Raw genomic sequence first — 20,602 nt, forward strand, 5'->3', positions numbered from 1 at the left:
AAAAAGGGGTGGCTCGCGCCACCCCTTTTTTCTTGGAAGGAACCCTGGGGGAGGAACCTGGGATTGCTGCTCAGGCAGCCTTGGCTTCTTCGGCAAGCACGTCGGCCTCACGCGCGATCTTGAGCGCCCTCGCCCACCACGCGATCTCATCGACCAGCGCATTGGCGGACTGGTTGAGATGCTCGAAATCCGACAGCTTCTTTTCGCCCTGGCGCACGGCCAGGAAATCGGCCCAGACGATGTGAACGGCAGCCTTGGTCGGCGCCATCTGCAGCTCGACGGCATGCATGCGCAACTGCTCGACGGCACGCGCGCCACCGACGCCGCCATAGCCGATGAAACCTGCCGGCTTCTTGTTCCATTCCCTGGCGGCGTAATCGAGCGCGTTCTTGAGCACGGCGGTCGGGCCGTGATTGTATTCGGCGGCGGTGAAGACGAAGCCGTCGAATTCGGCGACCTTCTTCTGCCAGCGCTGGGCGACTTCGTTCTGGGACGGCGCCCACGCCGAGGACGCGACCTCGTCGAAGAACGGCAGCGGGAAATCTCTGAGGTCGACGATCTCGACCTCGATGTCGGAATGGGCCTTGGCGATCTTGGCGAACCACTCCACGGGCACGTCGGCGAAGCGGGCGGCGCGCGTCGAGCCGACGACGATGGCGATCTTGGGCTTGGACATGGCAGGAACCTCTCTGTAGGTTACTCGGTATCTCGGGCGGAATTGGTATCTGTTCGATACCGACACTATATTGGTGACCGAGAAACGCCTGCACAAGGAGGCACCTTTTTGAAACCGAGGCACCCGCACCGCACCGAAGACTGTCGCGCCGTCAGCGATATCCTGCAGCGTGTCGGCGACAAATGGACCGTGCTTGTCGTCGGCAAGCTCGGCGACGGCCCGATGCGCTTCAACGAGCTTCGCCACGCCATCGGCGGCATTTCGCAGAAGATGCTGACCACGACGCTGCGCGGGCTGGAGCGTGACGGCTTCATCACCCGTACCGTGTTCCCGATGATCCCGCCGCGCGTCGACTACGAGCTGACCGATCTCGGTCGCGAGCTTCTGGTTCCGGTCTTTGCGCTCGGCGAATGGGCCCGCCTCAACCAGCGTCGCGTCGCCGAGGCGCGGACGAAGTTCGATGCGGTGACGGGGTAGACCGGATTTCGATGCGCCCGGACTGGACCGAAGTCGTAGAGGCCGTGGGCCTGCTGCTGTCGTCGCAGGAGCGCGAATTCTCGCCGCAGACGATCAGAAATGCCGAAGATTTCATCGAGCATACGAGCGCGCGCCTGGCGCCGCCCGGGCATGTCGGCCCGGGATATTGGCCAACGCTCCTGCTGGGGTGGGACGGCTCACCTCAGATATCGGTAGAGGTGTTCGACGACACATACGAACTCTACCGAATATATGAGGGCAGGACCGATATCTTCGAGTTTGCACATGAACCCGGCCAGCCCTTCCCGGAAAAGCTGGACGAACTGCTTGCTTCGGCCTGTGCCCGACCAGCGGGCTGAAACTTACTCCGCCGGCACCGGCTTCGGCCGGCCCTGCGTGTCGAGCGCGACCATGACGAAATCGGCGTCGGTCACCTTTTCCATCATGTCGGAGAGATAACGCTGCGCCCAGGCCTCGACCTTGAGCGTCATCGAGGTGCGGCCGACGCGCTCGACATGGGTGTAGATGCACAGCGTGTCGCCGATCTTCATCGGCTTGGCAAAGGCCATTTCCTTGACCGCCGCCGTCACCACGCGGCCGCGGGCGCGCTCGGCGGCGCGGATGCCGCAGGCAAGATCCATCTGCGCCATGACCCAGCCGCCGAAGATGTCGCCGGCGGCATTGGCGTCGGCCGGCATGGCAAGCGTCCTCAGCGTGAGTTCGCCGCGCGGCTGGCCATCGGCATAGTGGACCATCGTCTTCCCCCTGAATCGTTCCCGTCCTCACCCGTATCTTTGCTGCCGCAGCCGCGTCAACGCCGCATATCTGGCATTGCCCGGTCGTATTTTTCACAGGCCATGCCGTAACCGACGCCGAAGCCTTTTGCCGAGGCGATAGTCTGGCCGCATCGTGGAATTCCGACAGGCCGCAACCAGCATGCAGACGTTCGATTTCATCATAGTCGGCTCAGGGTCCGCCGGTTCGGTGGTGGCCGAGCGGCTGTCGGCCGGCAGACGCTTCTCGGTGCTGGTGCTGGAGGCCGGCGGCACCGACCGCCGCTTCTTCGTCCAGATGCCGCTCGGCTACGGCAAGACCTTCTTCGACCCTGAAGTGAACTGGAACTACGCCGCCGAGGCCGACCCGGGCCTTGCCGGCAACCGGGATCATTGGCCGCGCGGGAAAATCCTGGGCGGGTCGAGTTCGATCAACGCAATGGTGTGGATCCGGGGGGCGCCTGAGGATTTCGACGCCTGGCGCGACGCCGGCAATCCCGGCTGGGGGTTCGACGACCTTTTGCCCGCCTTCAAGGCGATCGAGGACAACCAGGCAGGCGCGACCGACCTGCGCGGCACGGGCGGACCGGTGCATGTCACCGACAACCGCAAGAACGTTCACCCGCTGACCCACCGCTTCCTGGCCGCAGCCCAGGCAGCCGGCCTGCCGTTGAATCAGGACTTTAACGGCGAGGCCCAGGAGGGTGCGGGCATTTATCAAATCACCACCAGGGACGGTCGCCGCATGTCGGCGGCGCGCGCCTTCCTGCGCCCGGCGATGAAGCGTCCCAATGTCCGCGTCGAGACGAAGGCGCTGGTGACGAAAGTGCTGTTCGAGGGCAAGCGCGCCGTCGGCGTCGAATATCTGCAGAATGGCGTGAAGAAGACCGCCCGCGCCGGACGCGAGGTGATCCTGTCTGGCGGTTCGATCAACACGCCCCAGCTCTTGCAGCTCTCGGGCATCGGCCCCGCGGCCCTGCGCGGCGATCTCGGCATTGACGTGTTGCACGCCAACGAACATGTCGGCCGCAACCTTCAGGACCATCAGGGCATCAACTACACCTGGAAGGCCAAGGTGCCGACGCTCAACCAGCTCCTGCGTCCCTGGTGGGGCAAGGCGCTGGCCGGCATGCAATATCTGTTGCTCCGCTCCGGCCCGCTGTCGATGAGCATGAACCAGGGCGGCGGCTTCTTCCGCACCGACATGAGCCGCGCCCGCCCCAACATGCAGCTCTATTTCCAGGTGTTCTCCACCGTGCTGCCCAAGGCCGGCGAGCGCCCGATCCTGACGCCCGATCCCTTCCCCGGCTTTTCCATCGGCCTGTCCAATTGCCGCCCGTCGAGCCGCGGCGAGATCATGATCCGCTCCGCCGATCCGACCGTCCACCCGCGCATCACGCCCAATGCGTTTTCCACCAACAGCGACGTCGCCGAGATGCTCGACGCGGTCAAGTTCCTGCGCAGGCTCGCCGCGCAGTCGCCCATCGCGGACATCATCGCGGAAGAGGTTTTGCCAGGTCCGTCAATCGCTTCCGACGCCGACTTGATTCAGGATTTCCGCAAGCGCTCGGGCACCGTCTACCATCCGGTGTCGACCTGCCGCATGGGCCCGGACCCGGCGACCTCGGTGGTCGATCCGCGCCTGCGCGTCCACGGCATTTCCGGCCTGCGCGTCATCGATGCCTCGATCTTCCCCGACAACATCACCGGCAACACCAATGCCGCCTCGATCATGACCGGCTGGAAGGGCGCCGAACTGGTGCTGGAGGATGCGGGGTGAATAGCCTTGAGAACTCACGCTGCAGACGGATGAGGGCCAGCGTCTAAGGCCCAGGATTTCACGCGACCGGGAGGACCACCGATGAAGATCACCGACGTCAAGACCTTCGTGGTCAACAACCCGCCGCCCGGCATCGGCGGCAAGTATTTCATCTTTGTCAGGCTCACAACGGACGGCGGCGTCGTCGGCTACGGCGAGGCCTACAACGCCACCTTCTCCGCCCATGTGACGGCGCGGATGATCGAGGACATGGCCGAGCGCTATCTTGTCGGACAGGATCCGCACGACATCGAGAACCTGTTCCGCCGCTGCTATTCCTCCGGCTTCACCCAGCGCCCCGACGTCTCGGCCATGGGCTGCTTCTCGGCGCTGGAGATGGCCTGCTGGGACATCATCGGCAAGGAGGCCGGCAAGCCGGTCTACAAGCTGCTCGGCGGCCAGGTGCACGAGACGCTGCGCAGCTACACCTATCTCTACCCCCACACCGGCAGCGTCCACACCGAGGACGTCGCGCCGAAAAACGTCTACAACGATCCCGACATGGCGGCCGAATGCGCCGCCCTCTATATCGACCAGGGTTTCACCGCCGTGAAGCTCGACCCGGCCGGCCCCTACACCGCCTTCGACGGCCACCAGCCCCGGCTCGTCGACATCGATTTGTCGGCCCGCATGGTCAAGGCGATCCGCGAGGCGGTCGGCACCCGCGCCGACATATTGTTCGGCACGCATGGCCAGTTCACCGCCTCCGGCGCGCTGCGCATGGCGCGCGCCATAGAGCCCTACGATCCCCTGTGGTTCGAGGAGCCGGTGCCGCCTGACATGCCGGAGGTCATGGCCGAGGTCGCACGCGGCACCTCGATCCCGATTGCGACCGGCGAGCGGCTGACGACCAAATTCGAGTTCGCCCGCGTTATCGAAAACCGGGCGGCCACCATCCTCCAGCCGGATCTCGGCCGCTCCGGCGGCATCCTCGAAACCAAGAAGATCGCCGCCATGGCCGAGGCCTACCACATCCAGATTGCGCCCCACTGCTATTGCGGCCCGATCGTCGGCGCCGCCAACATCCAGCTCGCCGTCACCCTGCCCAACTTCCTCATCCTGGAATCGCTCAAGCAGTGGGACGGCTTCCACGCCAGGCTGCTGAAGAAGAAGATCGAATGGCAGGACGGCAACGTCATTCCGTCGAAGGAACCCGGCCTCGGCGTCGAGCTCGACGAGGCGGTGTGCGAGGCCAATCCTTATGACGGCTCGCATCTGCATTTGCAGATGATGCAGACGCCACTGATGCCATGAGGCGCGTGTGACCCGGCCCCTCGCCTACGCCTTCATCGGCCTCGGCCATCTCGGCGCCAATCTGGCGGCATGCCTTGTGCGTGGCGGCTTCGAGGTCGTCGTCTACGACCGCAACCCCGAAGCCATCGAGCGCCTCGTAGCACTGGGCGCAAGCGCCGCCACAAGCCCGGCCGACGCCGCCGCCCGCGCCGGCAACGCCATCACCTGCCTGCCCTCGCCCAAGATCAGCGAAGCGGTGCTGACCGGCCCCGACGGGTTGCTGGCCGGACTGCCCAAGGGCGCGACCTGGATCGAAATGTCGACCAACGGCCGCGACGAGGTCGTGCGGCTGGCGGCGCTGGCCAAAGCCGGCGGCGTCGAAACCCTCGAATGTCCTGTTACCGGCGGCGTCCACCTCGCCGCCGACGGCCGGATCACGGCCCTGATCGGCGGCGACGCAGCCCTCTACGACCGCCACCATCAGGCGATCGAAGCCATGTGCGCGCGCGCCTTCCTGATGGGACCGATCGGCTCGGCGGCAGTGATAAAAGTCATCACCAACATGCTGGCCTTCATCCACCTGGTCGCCGCCGGCGAGGCGTTGATGCTGGCGAAAAAGGGCGGTCTCGATCTCGCCCAGGCCTACCACGCCATCGTTGCCTCCTCGGGCAACAGCTTCGTCCACGAGACCGAGAGCCAGCTTGTCCTCAACGGCTCCTACGACATCGGCTTCACCATGGACCTGGCGCTGAAGGATCTGGGTTTTGCGCTTTCCATGGCGCGCGAAGGCGGCGTGCCGCTGGACCTCGCCGACCGCGTCAACGCCATCTTCCGGCAGGGCAAGGAAATCTATGGCGGCGACGCCTGGTCGACGATGATCGTCAGGCTGCTGGAGGATGCGACCGGCGCCGACCTGCGCGCACCCGGTTTCCCGGCGAAACTCTGACAGGGCGCGCCGGCCTTTGACATCCTCCCACGCCCGAGGGATAGCTCTCGCGCGTTTGACGGAAAGGGAATCTCCGGTGAGGCCGAGCCTGAGGGCGAAAATACTCGACGTGTGCGCGCGCAAGATCGCCGCCAAGGGCCCCGATGTCGGGCTGTCGTTCTATGCGTTTTTCGCCAACCGAAATGACGACCCGGAGCTTCTGATGGAGGCCGCCGAATGGTGGATCCGCACTCACGAGCTCGACCATTTCGAAAAGGCGACGAAGATCGAGGCGATGGTCAGGTCCATGGACGCCTGATCGGACGGCCAGGAAACTGCCCTTGCGAATCTGCCCTCACCCTTTCCCTGCGAAGAACGGCGAGAGCGTGGTGCAAACGTTGCCGCAGCTCCCTGTTTCCGGGGACAAGATGCCGGCAGGCGGATGAGGGCAGCGCAAGGAAATCAGTCACATAGGCTGATTTCCCGACTCTCTTCCCGACCTGCTTGAATCAACACCTCACCTTCAGCACCTTCGCCACCATCTCGTAGGTCGCGGGAATGTGCCCCGGCGACTCGCCGTCGATGTCGACCAGCGCCGCATTCGCCAGCGGATCGCCCAGCGGCTCGACCACCACCTTGCGCCCGCGCATGATCGTGATGGCCGGGTGGTTGCGGTGGCGGCCGCCATAGAGCAGGCGGATGTCGAAGATGAGCTTGAACTTGCTTGCCGCGCGCAGGATGACGATGTCGAACAGCCCGTCGTCGGGCACGGCGTCGGGTGCGATCATCATGCCGCTGCCGAAGAACTTTTCGTTGGCCACCGCCACCAGCGCCACCCTGGCCTCGACCGGTTCGCCATCGTCGACGGTGATGCGCACGTCCTGGAAGCGGTAGCGCAGGAACTCGACGACAGTGCGCCAGAAAAACAGCGCCTTGGCCGAGCCGCGCCCCTTGCGCCTGTCGGCATTGACGGCGCGCACCGTCGCCCCCGACATGCCCAGACTGGCGATGTTGACGAAATGGCGGCTCGCCAGCCGGCCATGATCCTCGATGAAGGAAATGCGGCCGGCGTCGATCAGCCGGTCGGTGCCGCTGGCGATGCGCTCGACCGCCGCAGCGGCATCGACCGGAATGCCCAAGCCGCGGGCGAAGTCGAGGCCGGTGCCGCAAGGCAGGATGCCGAGCGCCGCCGTGCTGCCGGTTTCGGCCTGCATCTGCAAAAGCCCGTCGGCCACCTCGCTGATCGTGCCGTCGCCACCGGCGGCCACGACGATCTCGCAGCCGAGCGCGACGAGATCGCGCGCCAGCACCGCGCCGTCGCCGGGCTCTTCGGTTTCGCGGATCTCGAGGTCGGAAAAGCGCTGCGAAAGCGTCGCAACGACATCGGCCCAATGGGCGTCGAGCCGCCCGCCGCCTGCCACCGGATTCCTGATGACGCCGATCTTCACCAACCAGACCCTCCCGGCAGTCAATGGCCGCCGCCTCCGCGCCCATTGTTAGCCGCCGAGGCAATTGCGCAAGGAAAAGGTTGGGAAGTTCACATCAACTCGCAGCACAAGCCGCCAAGGCCGGAACCGGCTCCGGTGCGCCACAACGTTGCCGCGAAAGCCGAAGCCACCATCATGCCATGATTGCGGCCAACTGGCGCCGCGATCGCAGCAGAGAAATCGCAGTGTTAACTTTCCCTGGGGATTCGGACCGTGATCAAGTCAGCACTTGTCGCCATGACCATTGTCGGCTGCGACTGCGATGCCAAGCTGTGTGAATATATCGGCGAGACGCCGGCACAATGGACCTCGGTCGCCGACTGCGAGGCGGCGATGAAGAGCCGCATCCTGCATCAGGGCAACCACGACTATCCGCTGGTCACCGGCATCTGCCGCACCACTGTTTTTGCCGAGCCGCAACTGGCATCGGCGCCATCTGAGGTCATTGAGGCCAAGCCGGCCGAGCGGACGACGGTGGCCGGCATCGTCGAGGGCGGCCGCTCCGTGCTCTATCGCACCGCCAATGGCTACGCGCTGGTGCGCGATGGCTTCGGCAACGCCGCCGCCGGAACGCTTGATGCGGCCAGGCGCTCGTCGTCCTGGCTCGCCCAGAACCTCGCCCCCGGCTTCTAGACTGGGGACAAAAGATTGCCGGCCCCGAAGGGCCGGCGTCGGCAGCTTGGAAGGGCGCCGATGGAACGCTTCGGCGCCCGGCCGGGGAGAATGCCGGCCGGGCGCCGTCAGCGAAACCTTGGGTTCTAGGAGGCTTTTTCGATGGCCGTCACCGCACCTGTCGTGTCGTCGACGGTCACCTTCACCTTGGCTCCGGCCGCGAGGCCTTCGACCGAAATGCTCTCAGGCACGACATAGGTCTTGCCGTCTTCCAGCGTGATCGACCGCGTTGCCGGATCGACCGAGGCGACGGTGCCTTCGAGATCGGCCGCATAGGCGGCACCAATGAAGGCAAGCGAAGCGACGGCCGTTGCAAGGATCTTGTTCATGTCTGGTACTCCCGTTCTGGTCTGTCCGGGCTGGCCCTGCCCTCGTAGCAAGGCCCGCCGAACGACCTGGAGAATGCCCGCCGCCACGCCGCACCGCAAATCACGTTGAGTGAAATTATCGAACAGAATCATAAGCTTAATTCTGCCACATTCGAAGGCAGGACAAGCCTTTGCAACCTGCTTCGCTGCTCTTGTGCAGCGTCGAAAGCTATATCAGGCAAGGTCTCGGCGCCGTCATATGCCGGTCACCTCACGGCCATTCCGGTGCCGGATTTCGAGATCGCCGATCACGAAAGACCTGAAACAGGCGACGACCAGCATGGGTTTGCCGCCTGCCCCCGCGACGTTTTGCACCACTGTTCCGTTGGTCCAGCCGAGGCGCGCCGCTTCACAGCACCCGCGGATTCTGGCATATCTTGGCCTGCACAAAGCGTGCTCATTTGAAAGCTCCCGCCTTGCACCCCCTGTTCGAAATCGTCGGCTCCGTCGCCGCTGTCCTGACCACGCTTGCGTGGCTTCCGCAGATCCTGAAGATCCTGCGCGAGCGCAAGACGAGCGACATCTCGCTCGGCACCAACGCGGCCCTTGCCACCGGCATCTCGCTCTGGATCGTCTACGGCGTGGCGCTCGGCTCGCTGCCCGTCATCCTGTCGAACTCGGTCACGCTGCTCTTCATCCTCGCCATTCTCGGGCTCAAGCTGCGCTACGGCTGACGCATCGGCCCGCAGACCGGGATCGGTTTCCGAAACGCTTCAAGGCCCAGGAGCGTCAGGTGCCGATCTTGCGCACCAATGACGCTGTCGCCAGCATGGTGGCGATATCGGCGATCATCGGCTCGACATGGGTCTTGTAGTCGACAGTGACCGCATCGGGCGGAAGCTCGAAGAAGTCCCTCTTGTCGGGCAGGAGCAGGAAGCCGTCGCTGCCATTGATGGCGATGCGTGCCGGCGCGCCAGGCCAGACCTCGTTCAGCCAGCCGAGCGCCTGCGCCATCTGCCCCGAAACCAGCGGCTGCGCGGCATCAGGAGTGTCGGTGCGGAAATCATAGGCCGCGTCGATATCGGCAAGGCCCGACTTGATCTCCGTCAGCCGGCCGCCGAACATCTCCCGGAAAAAGCCCATGACGGCAGTGGTCTTCACCGTTGCCACCAGCACGCCGTCGAACGGCTTGACCATGTCGAAGGCGACGACGACGCCATCGAACAGCTCGACATCGGCCTTGCCGGAGCGCTGCCACAGCGACGCCTCGTAGAGCTCGAATGAAAAGCCGTCATAGCTGCCCGAGATGACGTCGTCGAACTGGCTGCCGTCGAAGTCGCCGATGGTCTCGCGCGGCAGCCTGGCGAAGCTCTTCGGCGTCACGTTCTTGGCGAGCCTGATGTCCTGGACAAAACCGAAGGCGATCGGCAGCAGCTTGTCGCGCAGCGAGGCCTGCAGGTTGCCGCCGGTGCTGGCCGCCAGCACATAGACGGCGAAGGAGGCGAGGAAGGCGGCCAGATAGAGATAGATATGCAGCGTCGAGAACCAGAGCTCGTAAGGGTCGGCGCCAAGATTGAGCACCATGGCCAATCCGATGACCACGACGACCAGCAGGCCGAGATAGACCGGCACCCGCCAGCGCACCGACCGGATTGCCGCCTTGCGCTGCGCCTCATAGGCCTCGATGTCTCGTCTTATCCCGGCGATGACTGCTTCGTCGGGCATGAAACCGGATGCGCTCATTCTGTCCCCCAGATGCCGGCATGGCCGGCAAGCCCCGCCGGATGATAATCAATTCCGCGAAAAAGTCGCCCGCGTCTTTCGCAAGGCCGGTCGGCGCAAATCATGCGGAAACAACGACATGGAGCAGGATGCGGAATCAGGTCGCGAGCATCAGCAGGTTCCTGGAGGGTTTCCGCTTTTCTTCGAAATGCGGAAAACCCTCTCTCTTTTTGTTCTTACGCAATTCCTGACCGAAAACCGCTGCGCACTTTTCCTGGAATTGCTTAGCCGCCGGCGAAAATCGCATCCCAACGCTGCCGCATCCTCTCTCCCGCCGCGCCGGGCACCGCTTCAAGCTGTAGCAGCCGTTCGCGGTCGCCGGCGCGCAGCCGGGCAAACGGCACCATGCGATACGACGCCACCTGCCCGCGCGTCTCGTCGTCGGCGCTGATCTCGGCCACCATGATCGCCCCGATCCGGCCCGGCCAGGGCTGCCTGGCAAAGGCGGTGCCGAAAAAATCGCCGACGCCATAAGCCACCAGTGTGTCGCCGATCCGCTCGACCGGCTGCACCACATGGGCGTGGTGCCCGACCGCGAGCCCGACGCCGAGCTCGGCCAGGCGCTCGGCCCAGGCGCGCGTCTGCGGCCGCGGAAAATGGCGGAACTCCCAGTCCCAGTGCGGCACGGCGCAAATGAGATCCACACCTTCGCAGCCTGGTATCACTGATTTGCAGCCCGCGAAAAAATCCTCGGCCATGCCGACGCGACCGGCAAATTCCTGGGCATCGGCGTTGCGCCATTGCGTGAAGGCGACCAGCGCCAGCGTCAGCGGACCGACCGCCACCTTGCGTGCCGCAACATCGGTGCCTGTTGTGGCGATGCCGAGCTTCGCCAGCGCCGCCAGCGTCTCGTCATAACCGCCAATGCCCTGGTCGAGCACATGATTGTTGGCAAGCGACAGCACCAGCCTGTCATGGCTGATGCCCACGGATCCCAGCGCGCCCTCGAGGAACTGTGCCGACATGGCGTGATGCGAACCGACCAGCATGCCCAGCCGGGCTGTTGGCCGCTCGACGACCGGGCTCTCGCAATTGCCGATCACCAGATCTGCCGATGCCAGCAGCTGCCGCAAACCGGCATCGCATTCGGGCGGCCGGCGATTGGCCACGGCGGAGATGTCGCCGACGAAGGCCAGCCGCGCACTGCGCTGCGGTGGCGGCAAGAATTCGCCCTGCGCCGGCAGGAAGCCCGGAACGTTCCCGCCCAACGACGGCTTCAGGAAGCGAAGCGGCCAGGAAAGCTTGTAGGAGAGAGGATAGTTGGACACGCTGCGCCTGAATTGTCACCCAACCCACCTTACCAGCAAAACATTGTGCGAAGGTGGCCCGGCTATACTTATGCAGCGCGTCGTCTTGGACGCCGGCCGGCCCGTTCCATTGCCAGGCGATAGACCCCGTCGATCTCGCTGACGATCCGCTGCGGGGCAAGCTTTCGCACAAGTGTCTGCCTGTCCTGCGCGCCCAGCGTGGCACGCAACGCATTGTCCCGGAGCCTCAACGCGGCAGCCGTCATGCCCTCGACATCGCCGACGGCAAACAGGCGCTCCTCCGGCAACAGGTCCACCATGTTGCCGACGCGCGTCGACAACACAGCTATTTCAGCCGCCATGGCCTCCAGCGGTGCGATCGGCGCCTGCTCGTCGCGCGACGTCATCAGAAACAGGTCGAAGGCCGGCAGCAGATTCAGAGCATCTTTGCGCTGCCCCGGCAGATGGACTCTGCCCTCAACCTCGGAACCGGCCAAGGCGGCGTTCCAGCCGGGCATCGGCTCGACCCCGTCGATATCTGCGCCGATCACCAGCAGCTCCGCATCGACACCGCCGGCCAGCAACCCGCGCAGCACACCGACCATGTCGAGCTGGTTCTTGCGCTGAGACAGGTGCCCGATCGAGCCGATCAGGAATGCCTCTTCCCGGATGCCCAGGGCGCGGCGCGCCGCGCGCCTGCGTTCGGCGGTTGCGGGCGCGATGCTGCCGGTGTCGAACATGTTCGGAATGAGATGGAGGCGGCGGCGCGAAACCAGCATGTGCCTGGCATAATAATCCGCGGTCCATTTGCTCGGCGCGATGACCTCATGCGCAAACAGCCAGGGCAGCTGGAACTGCCGCGCATGCGCCGTCATGACGACGGGCGTGCCGGCGGCACAGCGGAACACGAGCCCGAACTTGTTGGCCCGGCTGCCATGGGCGTGGACGACGTCCTCGCCCCAGTCGCGAATGGCATAGCCGACGCGGCGAAGTTCGTCCGGCTTGGAGAACAGGTCGGACGTGACCGTCCGGATCGGGCCATTGAACGGCTGGCCTTCGATCCACGAGCCTTTCATCTGGACGAGCATGATGTCGTGGCCGGCGTCGAGCTGGGCCTGGATCAGCATCCTGGAACTCGTTGCCACGCCATTCAGCCCGCCATGGCCGACCAGATGCACGATCTTCATGCGCCCCTCGCATCGGCCGGCAGATGTTCAAACGACGATTGCGCTGGGATCACGTGCTTGCGACCGGTCCGACAGATGGTGCGCGACCAGAAGCCATTAGCCGTGGCTTAAATATGGCAAAAGCCTGCGGCACGGCAACAATCGCATCGTTACACAGGTATAAAGCATAACGACATCAGGCCACTGGCCAGAATGACAAGGAGCGTTAGCTTGTCATGGTTCGACATGAACTTCGGCTCGGAGAACTGCCCATGATGTTTCGAAAACTTGCCGTCACCGCAGCGGTGCTGGCCGGGACGATGGTACTGCCGGCGATAGCCATGGCGGCCGACGCCTTCACCACCGGCAATGTCAACGTCCGCAGCGGCCCCGGCACCGGCTATGCCAAGGTCGGAATGCTGCGTGAGGGCACGCCCGTCGACCTGCGCGGCTGCGAAGGCAACTGGTGCAATGTCTACGGCCCGAGGCTGAGGGGATGGGTCTCGGCCAACTTTCTCTCCGACTATGTCGGCCGCCCGCCGGCAGTGATCGTGGCGCCGACCATCGTCGTGCGTCCGCCGCATTATCGTCCGCCGCACTGGAACCGGCCTCCGAACTGGAATCGCCCGCCCAAGCCACGGCCACCCAGGCCGCGTCCGCCCGGCGCGCACTGCAAGATAGCGCCCGGCTTCCCCTGCCCGCGGTAGGCACTTCCTGACAGCCTGTTGTCAGCAGCAAGAACAGGCATGGGCGCGTGCGCCGGCTTTCCGGCGCCGCGCCCTTTCCATTTGGACCGATACCGCCCATATTCCGCTCATGGCCAAATCTCCCGACAAAAAATCGCCTTCGGCGATCTCTGGACGTGCTGCGAACAAGCGCGGCGGCAATGGCGTGACCGCCTATCTCGACGCGTCCGAACCGCTGCATCGCGATGGTTTCGGCGAGGTGCCTCAGGCTGAGTTCACGGGAGCCCCCTTGTCCGGGTCGATCTCCGACTGGGCCGACGAGATCGCGCGGGAAGCGGAAAAGCCCCAGCCCAAGGCCAAAAAGATCCCCGAGAAGAGCTCGGCGCCGACCCGTTCGGCGCGCGGCACCTCGATGGGTGGCGCTGCCTCCGCCAAGGAACGCGCGGCCGCCGGCCTCAACCCGGTCGCCGGCCTCGACATTTCGCTTGAGGACGCGGCGTCGCTGTCCAATTCAGGCGTCACCGCCACGGTGGCCGCGCTTTCGGCGCTCATCGAGAGCGGCAACCCGCTGCACAAAAACGGCGAGATCTGGGTTCCCCACCGCCCCGCCCGGCCGGAAAAATCCGAAGGCGGCATCCAGATCGTCATGCAGTCGGAGTTCGAGCCGGCCGGCGACCAGCCCACCGCCATCAAGGACCTCGTCGAGGGCGTCGGCAATGCCGACCGTACCCAGGTGCTGCTCGGCGTCACCGGCTCGGGCAAGACCTTCACCATGGCCAAGGTGATCGAGCAGACGCAGCGCCCGGCGCTGATCCTCGCGCCCAACAAGACGCTGGCCGCCCAGCTCTATGCCGAGTTCAAGAAGTTCTTCCCCGACAACGCGGTCGAGTATTTCGTCTCCTATTACGACTACTACCAGCCCGAGGCCTACGTCCCGCGCACCGACACCTATATCGAGAAGGAATCGACCATCAACGAGCAGATCGACCGCATGCGCCACTCGGCGACGCGATCGCTGCTCGAACGCGACGACGTCATCATCGTCGCCTCGGTGTCCTGCATCTACGGTATCGGCTCGGTCGAAACCTATACGGCGATGACCTTCCAGATGCAGGTCGGCGACCGGCTCGACCAGCGCCAGCTGCTCGCCGACCTCGTCGCCCAGCAATACAAGCGCCAGGACATCAACTTCGTGCGCGGCTCGTTCCGCGTGCGCGGCGACACCATCGAGATCTTCCCCGCCCACCTTGAAGACTCGGCCTGGCGCATCTCGCTGTTCGGCGACGAAATCGAGCAGATCACCGAGTTCGACCCGCTCACCGGGCAGAAGACCGGCGACCTCAAGTCGGTCAAGATCTACGCCAACTCGCACTATGTGACGCCGCGCCCGACCTTGAATCAGGCCATCAAGTCGATCAAGGAAGAGCTGCAGCACCGCCTGCAAGAGCTTGAAAAGGCTGGCCGCCTGCTCGAGGCCCAGCGTCTGGAACAGCGCACCCGCTTCGACCTCGAGATGCTCGAGGCCACCGGCTCCTGCGCCGGCATCGAAAACTATTCGCGCTATCTCACCGGCCGCCGCCCCGGCGATCCGCCGCCGACCCTGTTCGAATACATCCCCGACAACGCGCTCGTCTTCATCGACGAAAGCCACGTCACCGTGCCCCAGATCGGCGGCATGTACAGGGGCGACTTCCGTCGTAAGGCGACGCTGGCCGAATACGGCTTCCGCCTGCCGTCCTGCATGGACAACCGTCCGCTGCGCTTCGAGGAATGGGACGCCATGCGCCCGCTCACCATCGGCGTCTCGGCCACGCCGGGACAGTGGGAAATGGAAGAGGCCGGCGGCGTGTTCGCCGAGCAGGTCATCCGCCCGACCGGTCTGATCGACCCGCCGGTCGAGGTGCGCCCCGCCAAGAACCAGGTCGACGATGTCGTCGGCGAAATCCGGGAGACGACCAGGGCCGGCTACCGCACGCTGGTGACGGTGCTGACCAAGCGCATGGCCGAGGACCTGACCGAATACCTGCACGAAAACGGCGTCCGCGTCCGCTACATGCACTCCGACATCGACACGCTGGAGCGCATCGAGATTCTGCGCGACCTGCGCCTCGGCGCCTTCGACGTGCTGGTCGGCATCAACCTGCTGCGCGAAGGCCTCGACATTCCCGAATGCGGTTTCGTCGCCATCCTCGACGCCGACAAGGAAGGCTTCCTGCGTTCCGAAACCTCGCTGATCCAGACCATCGGCCGCGCGGCGCGTAACGTCGACGGCAAGGTCATCCTCTACGCCGACCAGATCACCGGCTCGATGGAGCGCGCGATGGCCGAGACCACGCGCCGCCGCGAAAAGCAGATGGTGTGGAACGAGGCCAACGGCATCACGCCGGAGAGCGTCAAGTCGCGCATCTCCGACATCCTCGATTCGGTCTACGAGAAGGACCACGTCCGCGCCGACATCTCGCAGTTCACCGACGATGCCGGTTCGATGATGGGCAACAACCTCAAGGCCCATCTCGAAGCCCTCGACAAGCAGATGCGCAACGCCGCCACCGACCTCGACTTCGAGAAAGCGGCCCGCATCCGCGACGAGATCAAGCGCCTGCGCGAGATGGAGCTCGCCATCTCCGACGATCCGCTGGCCCGCGAGGTCGAGGGTCAGAGCCCGTCCTCGGGCCGCGAGAAGGGCAAGCACAACAAGGGCGTCGCCAAGCACCGCACCGCCGAGGAGCAGGAGCGTTTCCGCAAGCTCGACGAGGCGCGCGCCGCCGAGGAGGCCGCCAAGGCCGCGCGCCCCAACATGTTCCGCAAGCCCGAACTCGATGAAATGGGCGCCGACGGCACAAGGCCGTCGGGCAAGTCGCTGTTTGCCAAGCCTCATATCGACGACATGGGCCCGGGCACCGACATGACGACGCCAGCCGGCGCCGTGTCGCGCTCGCTGTTCAAGAAACAATCGGCGGCAGAAGCCCACGGCTCCGACTATGGCGTTCCCGACGACGGCAAGTCGCTGTTCAAGAAGAACAACCTCGACGAGATGACCGTCCGCCGCACCGAAAAGCCGGTCGAAGGCGTCAAGCCGATCAAGCGCGCCAAGATCGGCGCCGGCTCCTACGAGGACCCGGCCGAAGCCGCGCGCGAAAAGCGGCGGCCGGGCAAATCAGGACGGCCGGGGAAATAAGCAAAGCAGCTTCACTGAGAGCGGCAAGGAGCGATCGCTAGCACGGCCCTTGATTGTCCTGCGACCCTTGCGTCTGCCGCACCGCCCACTCGATGTTGCCGCGCGAGATGCAGAGATCCTTCAATGCGGCATCGTCCAGGCGCGACAGTCTCCGTGCGGCACCCCATTGGCGAATGGCCGACGCCGCCGAACCGACTGTTACAAGCATGGCGCGGGCGAGCCTGCCGCGACGTGCGGTCCTGCCTTGATTTTCGATCATGGTCGTCATGGCCGGTCTCCAGGGAATGGGAACAGGCTAACGACCCGACTGGCATAATGGAAACGAATGTATATTATGACCTCGATAAGAGGTCCTTATGCCATACAACATCGATATCGCGTTGCTGAGGGCATTCCTGGCCGTGGTCGACACCGGCGGGATGACCAGTTCGGCCAAAGTGCTCAACCTCACACAGGCGGCCGTCAGCCAGCAGGTCAAGCGGCTCGAGGACAGTTTCGGCTGCGCCCTCTTCGAGCGCGACCGCAAGGGCCTGAAACTGACGCCAACGGGCGAGCGCCTTGTCGTCCAGGCGCGCCGCCTCGTCCGCAACAATGACGAGGTCTGGTCGGCGATGAACGAAGCCGAATTCGAGGGAGAAATCCGCCTCGGCATTCCTTCCGATTTCGTCCGTTGCTTCGGCGCTCCCATCCTCAAGCAATTCGACCAGGCCTGGCCGCGCGTGCGCGTGTCACTCATTTGCGACACAACCCAGCGCCTGCTTGAAAAGCTCGATGGCGGCGAGGTCGACCTGACCTTCGCGGTGGAGAAAAAATGCGGCCACAATGGCGAGACGCTGCTGTCCGACCCGTTGGTCTGGGTCGGCGCCAAGGGTGGCCAGGCCTATGAGCGCGATCCGCTGCCCATATCGACTGATGACGAAACCTGCATGCTGCGACCCTTTGCGCTCAAGGCACTGGCAGACCAGGGACGGGTCTGGCGCTGGGTCTGCGAAGACAGCAATTTCGATCCCATCCTGGCGACACTCGACGCCGATATTGCGGTGGCGCCGCTGCTCGCTTCGACCGTACCGCCGGGCTTTGAAATCCTGGGCGAGCGGCATGGGCTGCCGTCCTTGCCGAGCTTCTGGATCAATCTCTATCAGCCGCATGCAGGCCCGACGCGCCTTTCCCAGGAACTGGCATTGCACATACGCGACGTGGTCGGCGCCCGTTCGCAAGTTCTTGCCTGATCCAGCTCGCTGTTTCAGCACAGAACCGCGCGCCTTCGGCCCGCCTCGGCTGCGGTGGAAAAAATGTCGTCGGCCATGTCGACCTGGGCGGACTTCGTTCGTCCTAGTGGCGAGGCATCGGCCGAAGGCGGCCAACGATGCCTGCAACAGACGCCGCAAAAGGCGGTGATTGGCTCGTAACGAGGAACGGAGACTGAAATGTCTGAAGCACAGAAGATCGACTACCCCGCACCGAAGGTTCTTGGCGGCCTGGTCGCCTATCTGCAGGTCGACGGCGCCCTGAAGGCGGCCGAGTTCTACAAGCGTGCCTTCGGCGCCGAGACCATTTTTGCGGTCCCGGCGGACGAAAAGGGACGGACCATGCATGTCCATCTCTACGTCAACGGCTCGTCGATGATGCTGAGCGATGCCTTTCCCGAGCACGGCCATGCGCACGAAAAGGCGCAGGGCTATACCATGCAGCTCATCCTCGGCGACGACATCGACGCCTGGTGGAAGCGCGCTGTGGATGCCGGCTGCGAGGTTGAGGTGCCGCTCGACGTCATGTTCTGGGGCGACCGCTGGGGCCGGCTCCGCGATCCCTTCGGCGTCGCCTGGGCGATGAACGCGCCGGTCAAGCCGGCCTGATCCAAGGCTAGCCGCTGCGCGCCTGAAGGCGCGCAGCACCTCAGCGGTCGTGCGTCTCGCCCGACAGCGGCGTCGCCAGCATCGACGGCCGTTGCTCGAATGCGTCGAACCAGCGCGTCAGCCGCTGCCGCCCGCGAAACGACGGCAGGTCGCGAAACGCCATCCACGACAGCGCGGTCGCCAGCGCGATATGCCCGACATGCAGGGGCGCGTCGGCATCCACGGCGGCTTCGAGCCAGTCATAGGTCGCCTCGATCTTGTCCCGGTAACCCTCGGCAAGCGCCTCGTAGCGCAGTTGCTCGGGCCGCCTTTCGGTTTCCCAGCGCAAGCCGATGCCGGTCTGCGCCAGCCCTTGCGCCACCGCCTGCAGCCGCAGCGCCTGCCAACGGACCTCGCCTTCTCCAGGGATCAGCTTCCGCCCGTCATGCAGCGTGTCGAGATAGGCGCAGATGACATCGGAATCGAGGATCGGCTCGCCGTCCGCCTGCATCAGGACAGGCACTTTCCCCAGCGGGTTTTCGGCATAGACGCGATCATTGCGCAGCGTCGGGCTGGTTTCCTGGTGGATGACCTCGAGCCGGTCGGCGAGGCCCGCCTCGTGGGCGAACACCAGCGCCTTGCGGGCAAAGGGCGAATGGGTCTGGTAATAGAGGATCATCTGCTGTCGCACCGTCTGGCCGTTGTCGTAAGCGGCAATTCATAGGGCAAGGCGGGCGAGAATTGCGCTCTGTTGCGGCCGCCGCGCTGCAAGTTTGTTTCGCCGGACCGCCCCGCCGCGAGCGGCCCCGCCGATCTTTATGCTTTCCCTATAAATCTCCCTGCCGCTGCGTCTCGAACCTTCACGCGGTGCAGCCCTATCTCTGTTCCACCATGAAGCCCGACCCGACATTGGCCGACCGCATCGCCGCTGCAAGAATCCTGCGCGAGCATCATGTCTGGGCGGTGGCAGCGAGCTTCGCGGCGATCGAGGATCGTGCGTTGACCACACGCCGGCGCTTCCAGTCGCTGATGGCAGCCGATGCGCTGCTCGACGCCGTGACGCTGCTTGCCCAAAGCGCCGAGCCGCCGCGCGCCATCGAAACGCTTACCCTGCACGACGGCCGCTGGCAGTGCGCCATGCGCGCCGGATCGTCGGCACGGCTGCGCAAGGCCGAACATGCCGATCTCGCCGCAGCCGTGCTGATGGCTCTGCTCAGGACCTTTCCGCAGCGATCCCGACGCGGCCCAAGGCCGGCGTCCCCTCTCCAGCCCAACAGGAGTTTTTTCCATGACCACTGACCAGCTTCGCCGGCGCCTGTTCGGCGCCATGTCGGCGCTCGTCACCCCCTTCCGGGGTGGCGAGGTCGACCTCGCCGCACTTGCCGCGCTGACGGAATGGCAGATCAGCGAAGGCATCAACGGCCTGGTGCCCTGCGGCACGACAGGGGAAGCGCCGACGCTTGCCTGGCACGAGCGCATCGCCGTCATCCGCACCTGCGTCGCGGTCTCTGCCGGGCGCGTGCCTGTCATTGCCGGAACCGGCAGCAACAGCACCGATGCGACCGTGGCCTTCACGGCGGCCTCGCGCGACTTCGGCGCCGATGCGGTCCTAATCGTCACGCCCTATTACAACAGGCCGACGCAGAGCGGCATCGTCAGGCATTTCGAGACGGTCGCGGCAAAGGTCGACATCCCCATCATCGTCTACAACGTGCCTTCCCGCACCGGCGTCGACCTTGCGCCCGAAACCATGGCGCGGCTCGCCGACATCCCTTCGATCGTCGGCTTCAAGGACGCCACCGGCGACCTGTCGCGCCAGATGGCCCAGTCCCAGCGTTTCGGCAGCCGCTTCGTCGCCCTGTCGGGGCATGACGCCACTGCCTTCGGCTTCAACACCATGGGCGGCAGCGGTACCATCTCGGTCGTCGCCAATGTCGTCCCGCGCCTGTGCGTCGACATGCACGACGCCTGCCGGCGGGGCGACACCCACACCGCCCGCGCCATTCAGCAGCGCCTGCGCCCGCTGATTGCGGCGCTCGAACGCGAGACCAATCCGGTGCCGGTGAAATATGCGCTGCACGCCATGGGCAGGATCCAGCCCGATATGCGCCTGCCTTTGCTCGAGGCCGAGCCGGAGACGGCGGCAGCGATCCGCACTGCCTTGACCGCTTTCGAACCGCAGCCGCGCCTGCGCGCCGCCCGCCCCGCACGCCCGGGGCCCGGCTTCATCAGGCGGCACCTGTGAAATCCCGATGTCCTTGTCCTTCGCCCTCAATCGAAACCCTATGGCGAAGGCCTCGCATCATCAGTGCAGACGCGGTTCGACCGCATCGCTTTG

The 20,602-nt window shown here is 65.0% G+C and carries 23 protein-coding genes; 14 read left to right on the forward strand and 9 right to left on the reverse strand.

Annotated elements, in window-relative coordinates; genetic code table 11:
• Positions 1 to 70 precede the first annotated feature (70 nt).
• On the reverse strand, positions 71 to 676 hold the full coding sequence (locus NDO48_RS06195; protein WP_018428949.1) for an NADPH-dependent FMN reductase: 606 nt from the start codon (positions 674 to 676) through the stop codon (positions 71 to 73).
• A 108-nt stretch (positions 677 to 784) separates the two neighbouring features.
• Here NDO48_RS06195 and NDO48_RS06200 point away from each other — a divergent pair, with 108 nt between their 5' ends.
• Together NDO48_RS06200 and NDO48_RS06205 are read left to right on the forward strand one after the other, a co-directional pair.
• Positions 785 to 1,153, forward strand: a complete 369-nt coding sequence (locus NDO48_RS06200; protein ID WP_267321129.1) for a winged helix-turn-helix transcriptional regulator — start codon at positions 785 to 787, stop codon at positions 1,151 to 1,153.
• Positions 1,154 to 1,197: 44 nt separating this feature from the next.
• Positions 1,198 to 1,512 (forward strand): hypothetical protein, encoded by a 315-nt coding sequence (locus tag NDO48_RS06205; RefSeq protein ID WP_157632774.1) that lies wholly within the window; start codon positions 1,198 to 1,200, stop codon positions 1,510 to 1,512.
• Positions 1,513 to 1,515: 3 nt separating this feature from the next.
• Here NDO48_RS06205 and NDO48_RS06210 read toward each other — a convergent pair whose 3' ends face one another.
• Positions 1,516 to 1,908, reverse strand: a complete 393-nt coding sequence (locus NDO48_RS06210) for an acyl-CoA thioesterase (protein ID WP_018428952.1) — start codon at positions 1,906 to 1,908, stop codon at positions 1,516 to 1,518.
• 181 nt (positions 1,909 to 2,089) lie between these two features.
• Between NDO48_RS06210 and NDO48_RS06215 the strand changes: the two genes are divergently transcribed.
• The 4 genes from NDO48_RS06215 (at position 2,090) to NDO48_RS06230 (ending at position 6,222) form a co-directional block, all read left to right on the forward strand.
• Positions 2,090 to 3,706 (forward strand): GMC family oxidoreductase, encoded by a 1,617-nt coding sequence (locus NDO48_RS06215; protein ID WP_267321130.1) that lies wholly within the window; start codon positions 2,090 to 2,092, stop codon positions 3,704 to 3,706.
• 81 nt (positions 3,707 to 3,787) lie between these two features.
• Positions 3,788 to 4,999, forward strand: coding sequence for a mandelate racemase/muconate lactonizing enzyme family protein (locus tag NDO48_RS06220; protein ID WP_267321131.1), 1,212 nt, complete (start codon positions 3,788 to 3,790; stop codon positions 4,997 to 4,999).
• Between the two features lie 7 nt (positions 5,000 to 5,006).
• On the forward strand, positions 5,007 to 5,924 hold the full coding sequence (locus tag NDO48_RS06225) for an NAD(P)-dependent oxidoreductase (protein ID WP_267321132.1): 918 nt from the start codon (positions 5,007 to 5,009) through the stop codon (positions 5,922 to 5,924).
• A 76-nt stretch (positions 5,925 to 6,000) separates the two neighbouring features.
• A complete protein-coding gene (locus NDO48_RS06230) occupies positions 6,001 to 6,222 on the forward strand; it encodes a DUF6500 family protein (RefSeq protein WP_018428956.1) in 222 nt (73 codons plus the stop codon).
• Between the two features lie 190 nt (positions 6,223 to 6,412).
• Here the strand turns inward: NDO48_RS06230 and NDO48_RS06235 are convergent, their stop codons facing one another.
• On the reverse strand, positions 6,413 to 7,351 hold the full coding sequence (locus tag NDO48_RS06235) for a diacylglycerol/lipid kinase family protein (RefSeq protein WP_026227395.1): 939 nt from the start codon (positions 7,349 to 7,351) through the stop codon (positions 6,413 to 6,415).
• A 252-nt stretch (positions 7,352 to 7,603) separates the two neighbouring features.
• Between NDO48_RS06235 and NDO48_RS06240 the strand changes: the two genes are divergently transcribed.
• Complete coding sequence (locus NDO48_RS06240; protein WP_018428958.1) at positions 7,604 to 8,023, forward strand: hypothetical protein; 420 nt, start codon at positions 7,604 to 7,606, stop codon at positions 8,021 to 8,023.
• Between the two features lie 125 nt (positions 8,024 to 8,148).
• On the opposite strand, the gene NDO48_RS06245 is transcribed toward NDO48_RS06240, so the two are convergent.
• A complete protein-coding gene (locus tag NDO48_RS06245) occupies positions 8,149 to 8,391 on the reverse strand; it encodes a DUF1344 domain-containing protein (RefSeq protein WP_018428959.1) in 243 nt (80 codons plus the stop codon).
• Between the two features lie 455 nt (positions 8,392 to 8,846).
• On the opposite strand from NDO48_RS06245, the gene NDO48_RS06250 reads away from it, so the two are divergent.
• Positions 8,847 to 9,104: a SemiSWEET transporter gene (locus tag NDO48_RS06250; protein WP_040456868.1), complete on the forward strand. Its 258-nt coding sequence runs from the start codon at positions 8,847 to 8,849 to the stop codon at positions 9,102 to 9,104.
• Between the two features lie 55 nt (positions 9,105 to 9,159).
• Here the strand turns inward: NDO48_RS06250 and NDO48_RS06255 are convergent, their stop codons facing one another.
• The 3 genes from NDO48_RS06255 to NDO48_RS06265 form a co-directional block, all read right to left on the reverse strand.
• A complete protein-coding gene (locus NDO48_RS06255) occupies positions 9,160 to 10,113 on the reverse strand; it encodes a DUF3137 domain-containing protein (RefSeq protein ID WP_018428961.1) in 954 nt (317 codons plus the stop codon).
• Between the two features lie 263 nt (positions 10,114 to 10,376).
• Entirely contained in the window at positions 10,377 to 11,420 is a 1,044-nt protein-coding gene (locus NDO48_RS06260) for a CapA family protein (protein WP_018428962.1), read from the reverse strand.
• Between the two features lie 68 nt (positions 11,421 to 11,488).
• A complete protein-coding gene (locus tag NDO48_RS06265; protein ID WP_018428963.1) occupies positions 11,489 to 12,586 on the reverse strand; it encodes a glycosyltransferase family 4 protein in 1,098 nt (365 codons plus the stop codon).
• A 251-nt stretch (positions 12,587 to 12,837) separates the two neighbouring features.
• On the opposite strand from NDO48_RS06265, the gene NDO48_RS06270 reads away from it, so the two are divergent.
• Together NDO48_RS06270 and uvrB are read left to right on the forward strand one after the other, a co-directional pair.
• Positions 12,838 to 13,272, forward strand: coding sequence for an SH3 domain-containing protein (locus tag NDO48_RS06270; RefSeq protein WP_018428964.1), 435 nt, complete (start codon positions 12,838 to 12,840; stop codon positions 13,270 to 13,272).
• A 109-nt stretch (positions 13,273 to 13,381) separates the two neighbouring features.
• Positions 13,382 to 16,429: an excinuclease ABC subunit UvrB gene (gene uvrB, locus NDO48_RS06275; protein ID WP_018428965.1), complete on the forward strand. Its 3,048-nt coding sequence runs from the start codon at positions 13,382 to 13,384 to the stop codon at positions 16,427 to 16,429.
• 37 nt (positions 16,430 to 16,466) lie between these two features.
• Here the strand turns inward: uvrB and NDO48_RS06280 are convergent, their stop codons facing one another.
• The gene (locus tag NDO48_RS06280) at positions 16,467 to 16,697 is read right to left on the reverse strand and encodes a DUF1127 domain-containing protein (RefSeq protein ID WP_018428966.1); all 231 of its coding nucleotides are present in this window, start codon (positions 16,695 to 16,697) and stop codon (positions 16,467 to 16,469) included.
• A gap of 88 nt (positions 16,698 to 16,785) precedes the next feature.
• Here NDO48_RS06280 and NDO48_RS06285 point away from each other — a divergent pair, with 88 nt between their 5' ends.
• A complete protein-coding gene (locus NDO48_RS06285) occupies positions 16,786 to 17,658 on the forward strand; it encodes a LysR family transcriptional regulator (RefSeq protein WP_267321133.1) in 873 nt (290 codons plus the stop codon).
• Positions 17,659 to 17,856: 198 nt separating this feature from the next.
• Entirely contained in the window at positions 17,857 to 18,285 is a 429-nt protein-coding gene (locus NDO48_RS06290) for a VOC family protein (RefSeq protein ID WP_018428968.1), read from the forward strand.
• 40 nt (positions 18,286 to 18,325) lie between these two features.
• On the opposite strand, the gene NDO48_RS06295 is transcribed toward NDO48_RS06290, so the two are convergent.
• Entirely contained in the window at positions 18,326 to 18,943 is a 618-nt protein-coding gene (locus NDO48_RS06295; protein WP_018428969.1) for a glutathione S-transferase family protein, read from the reverse strand.
• A gap of 188 nt (positions 18,944 to 19,131) precedes the next feature.
• Here NDO48_RS06295 and NDO48_RS06300 point away from each other — a divergent pair, with 188 nt between their 5' ends.
• Both NDO48_RS06300 and dapA read left to right on the forward strand, forming a co-directional pair.
• Complete coding sequence (locus NDO48_RS06300) at positions 19,132 to 19,563, forward strand: hypothetical protein (protein ID WP_157632775.1); 432 nt, start codon at positions 19,132 to 19,134, stop codon at positions 19,561 to 19,563.
• Positions 19,553 to 20,509 carry a 4-hydroxy-tetrahydrodipicolinate synthase gene (gene dapA, locus NDO48_RS06305; RefSeq protein ID WP_018428971.1) on the forward strand — a complete coding sequence of 319 codons (957 nt, stop codon included), beginning with the start codon at positions 19,553 to 19,555 and terminating at the stop codon, positions 20,507 to 20,509. Before NDO48_RS06300 ends, dapA begins: the two co-directional genes overlap by 11 nt.
• Positions 20,510 to 20,602: the final 93 nt, after the last annotated feature.

The organism is Aminobacter sp. MET-1, from assembly GCF_026521175.1.
Taxonomy (GTDB): Bacteria; Pseudomonadota; Alphaproteobacteria; order Rhizobiales; family Rhizobiaceae; genus Aminobacter.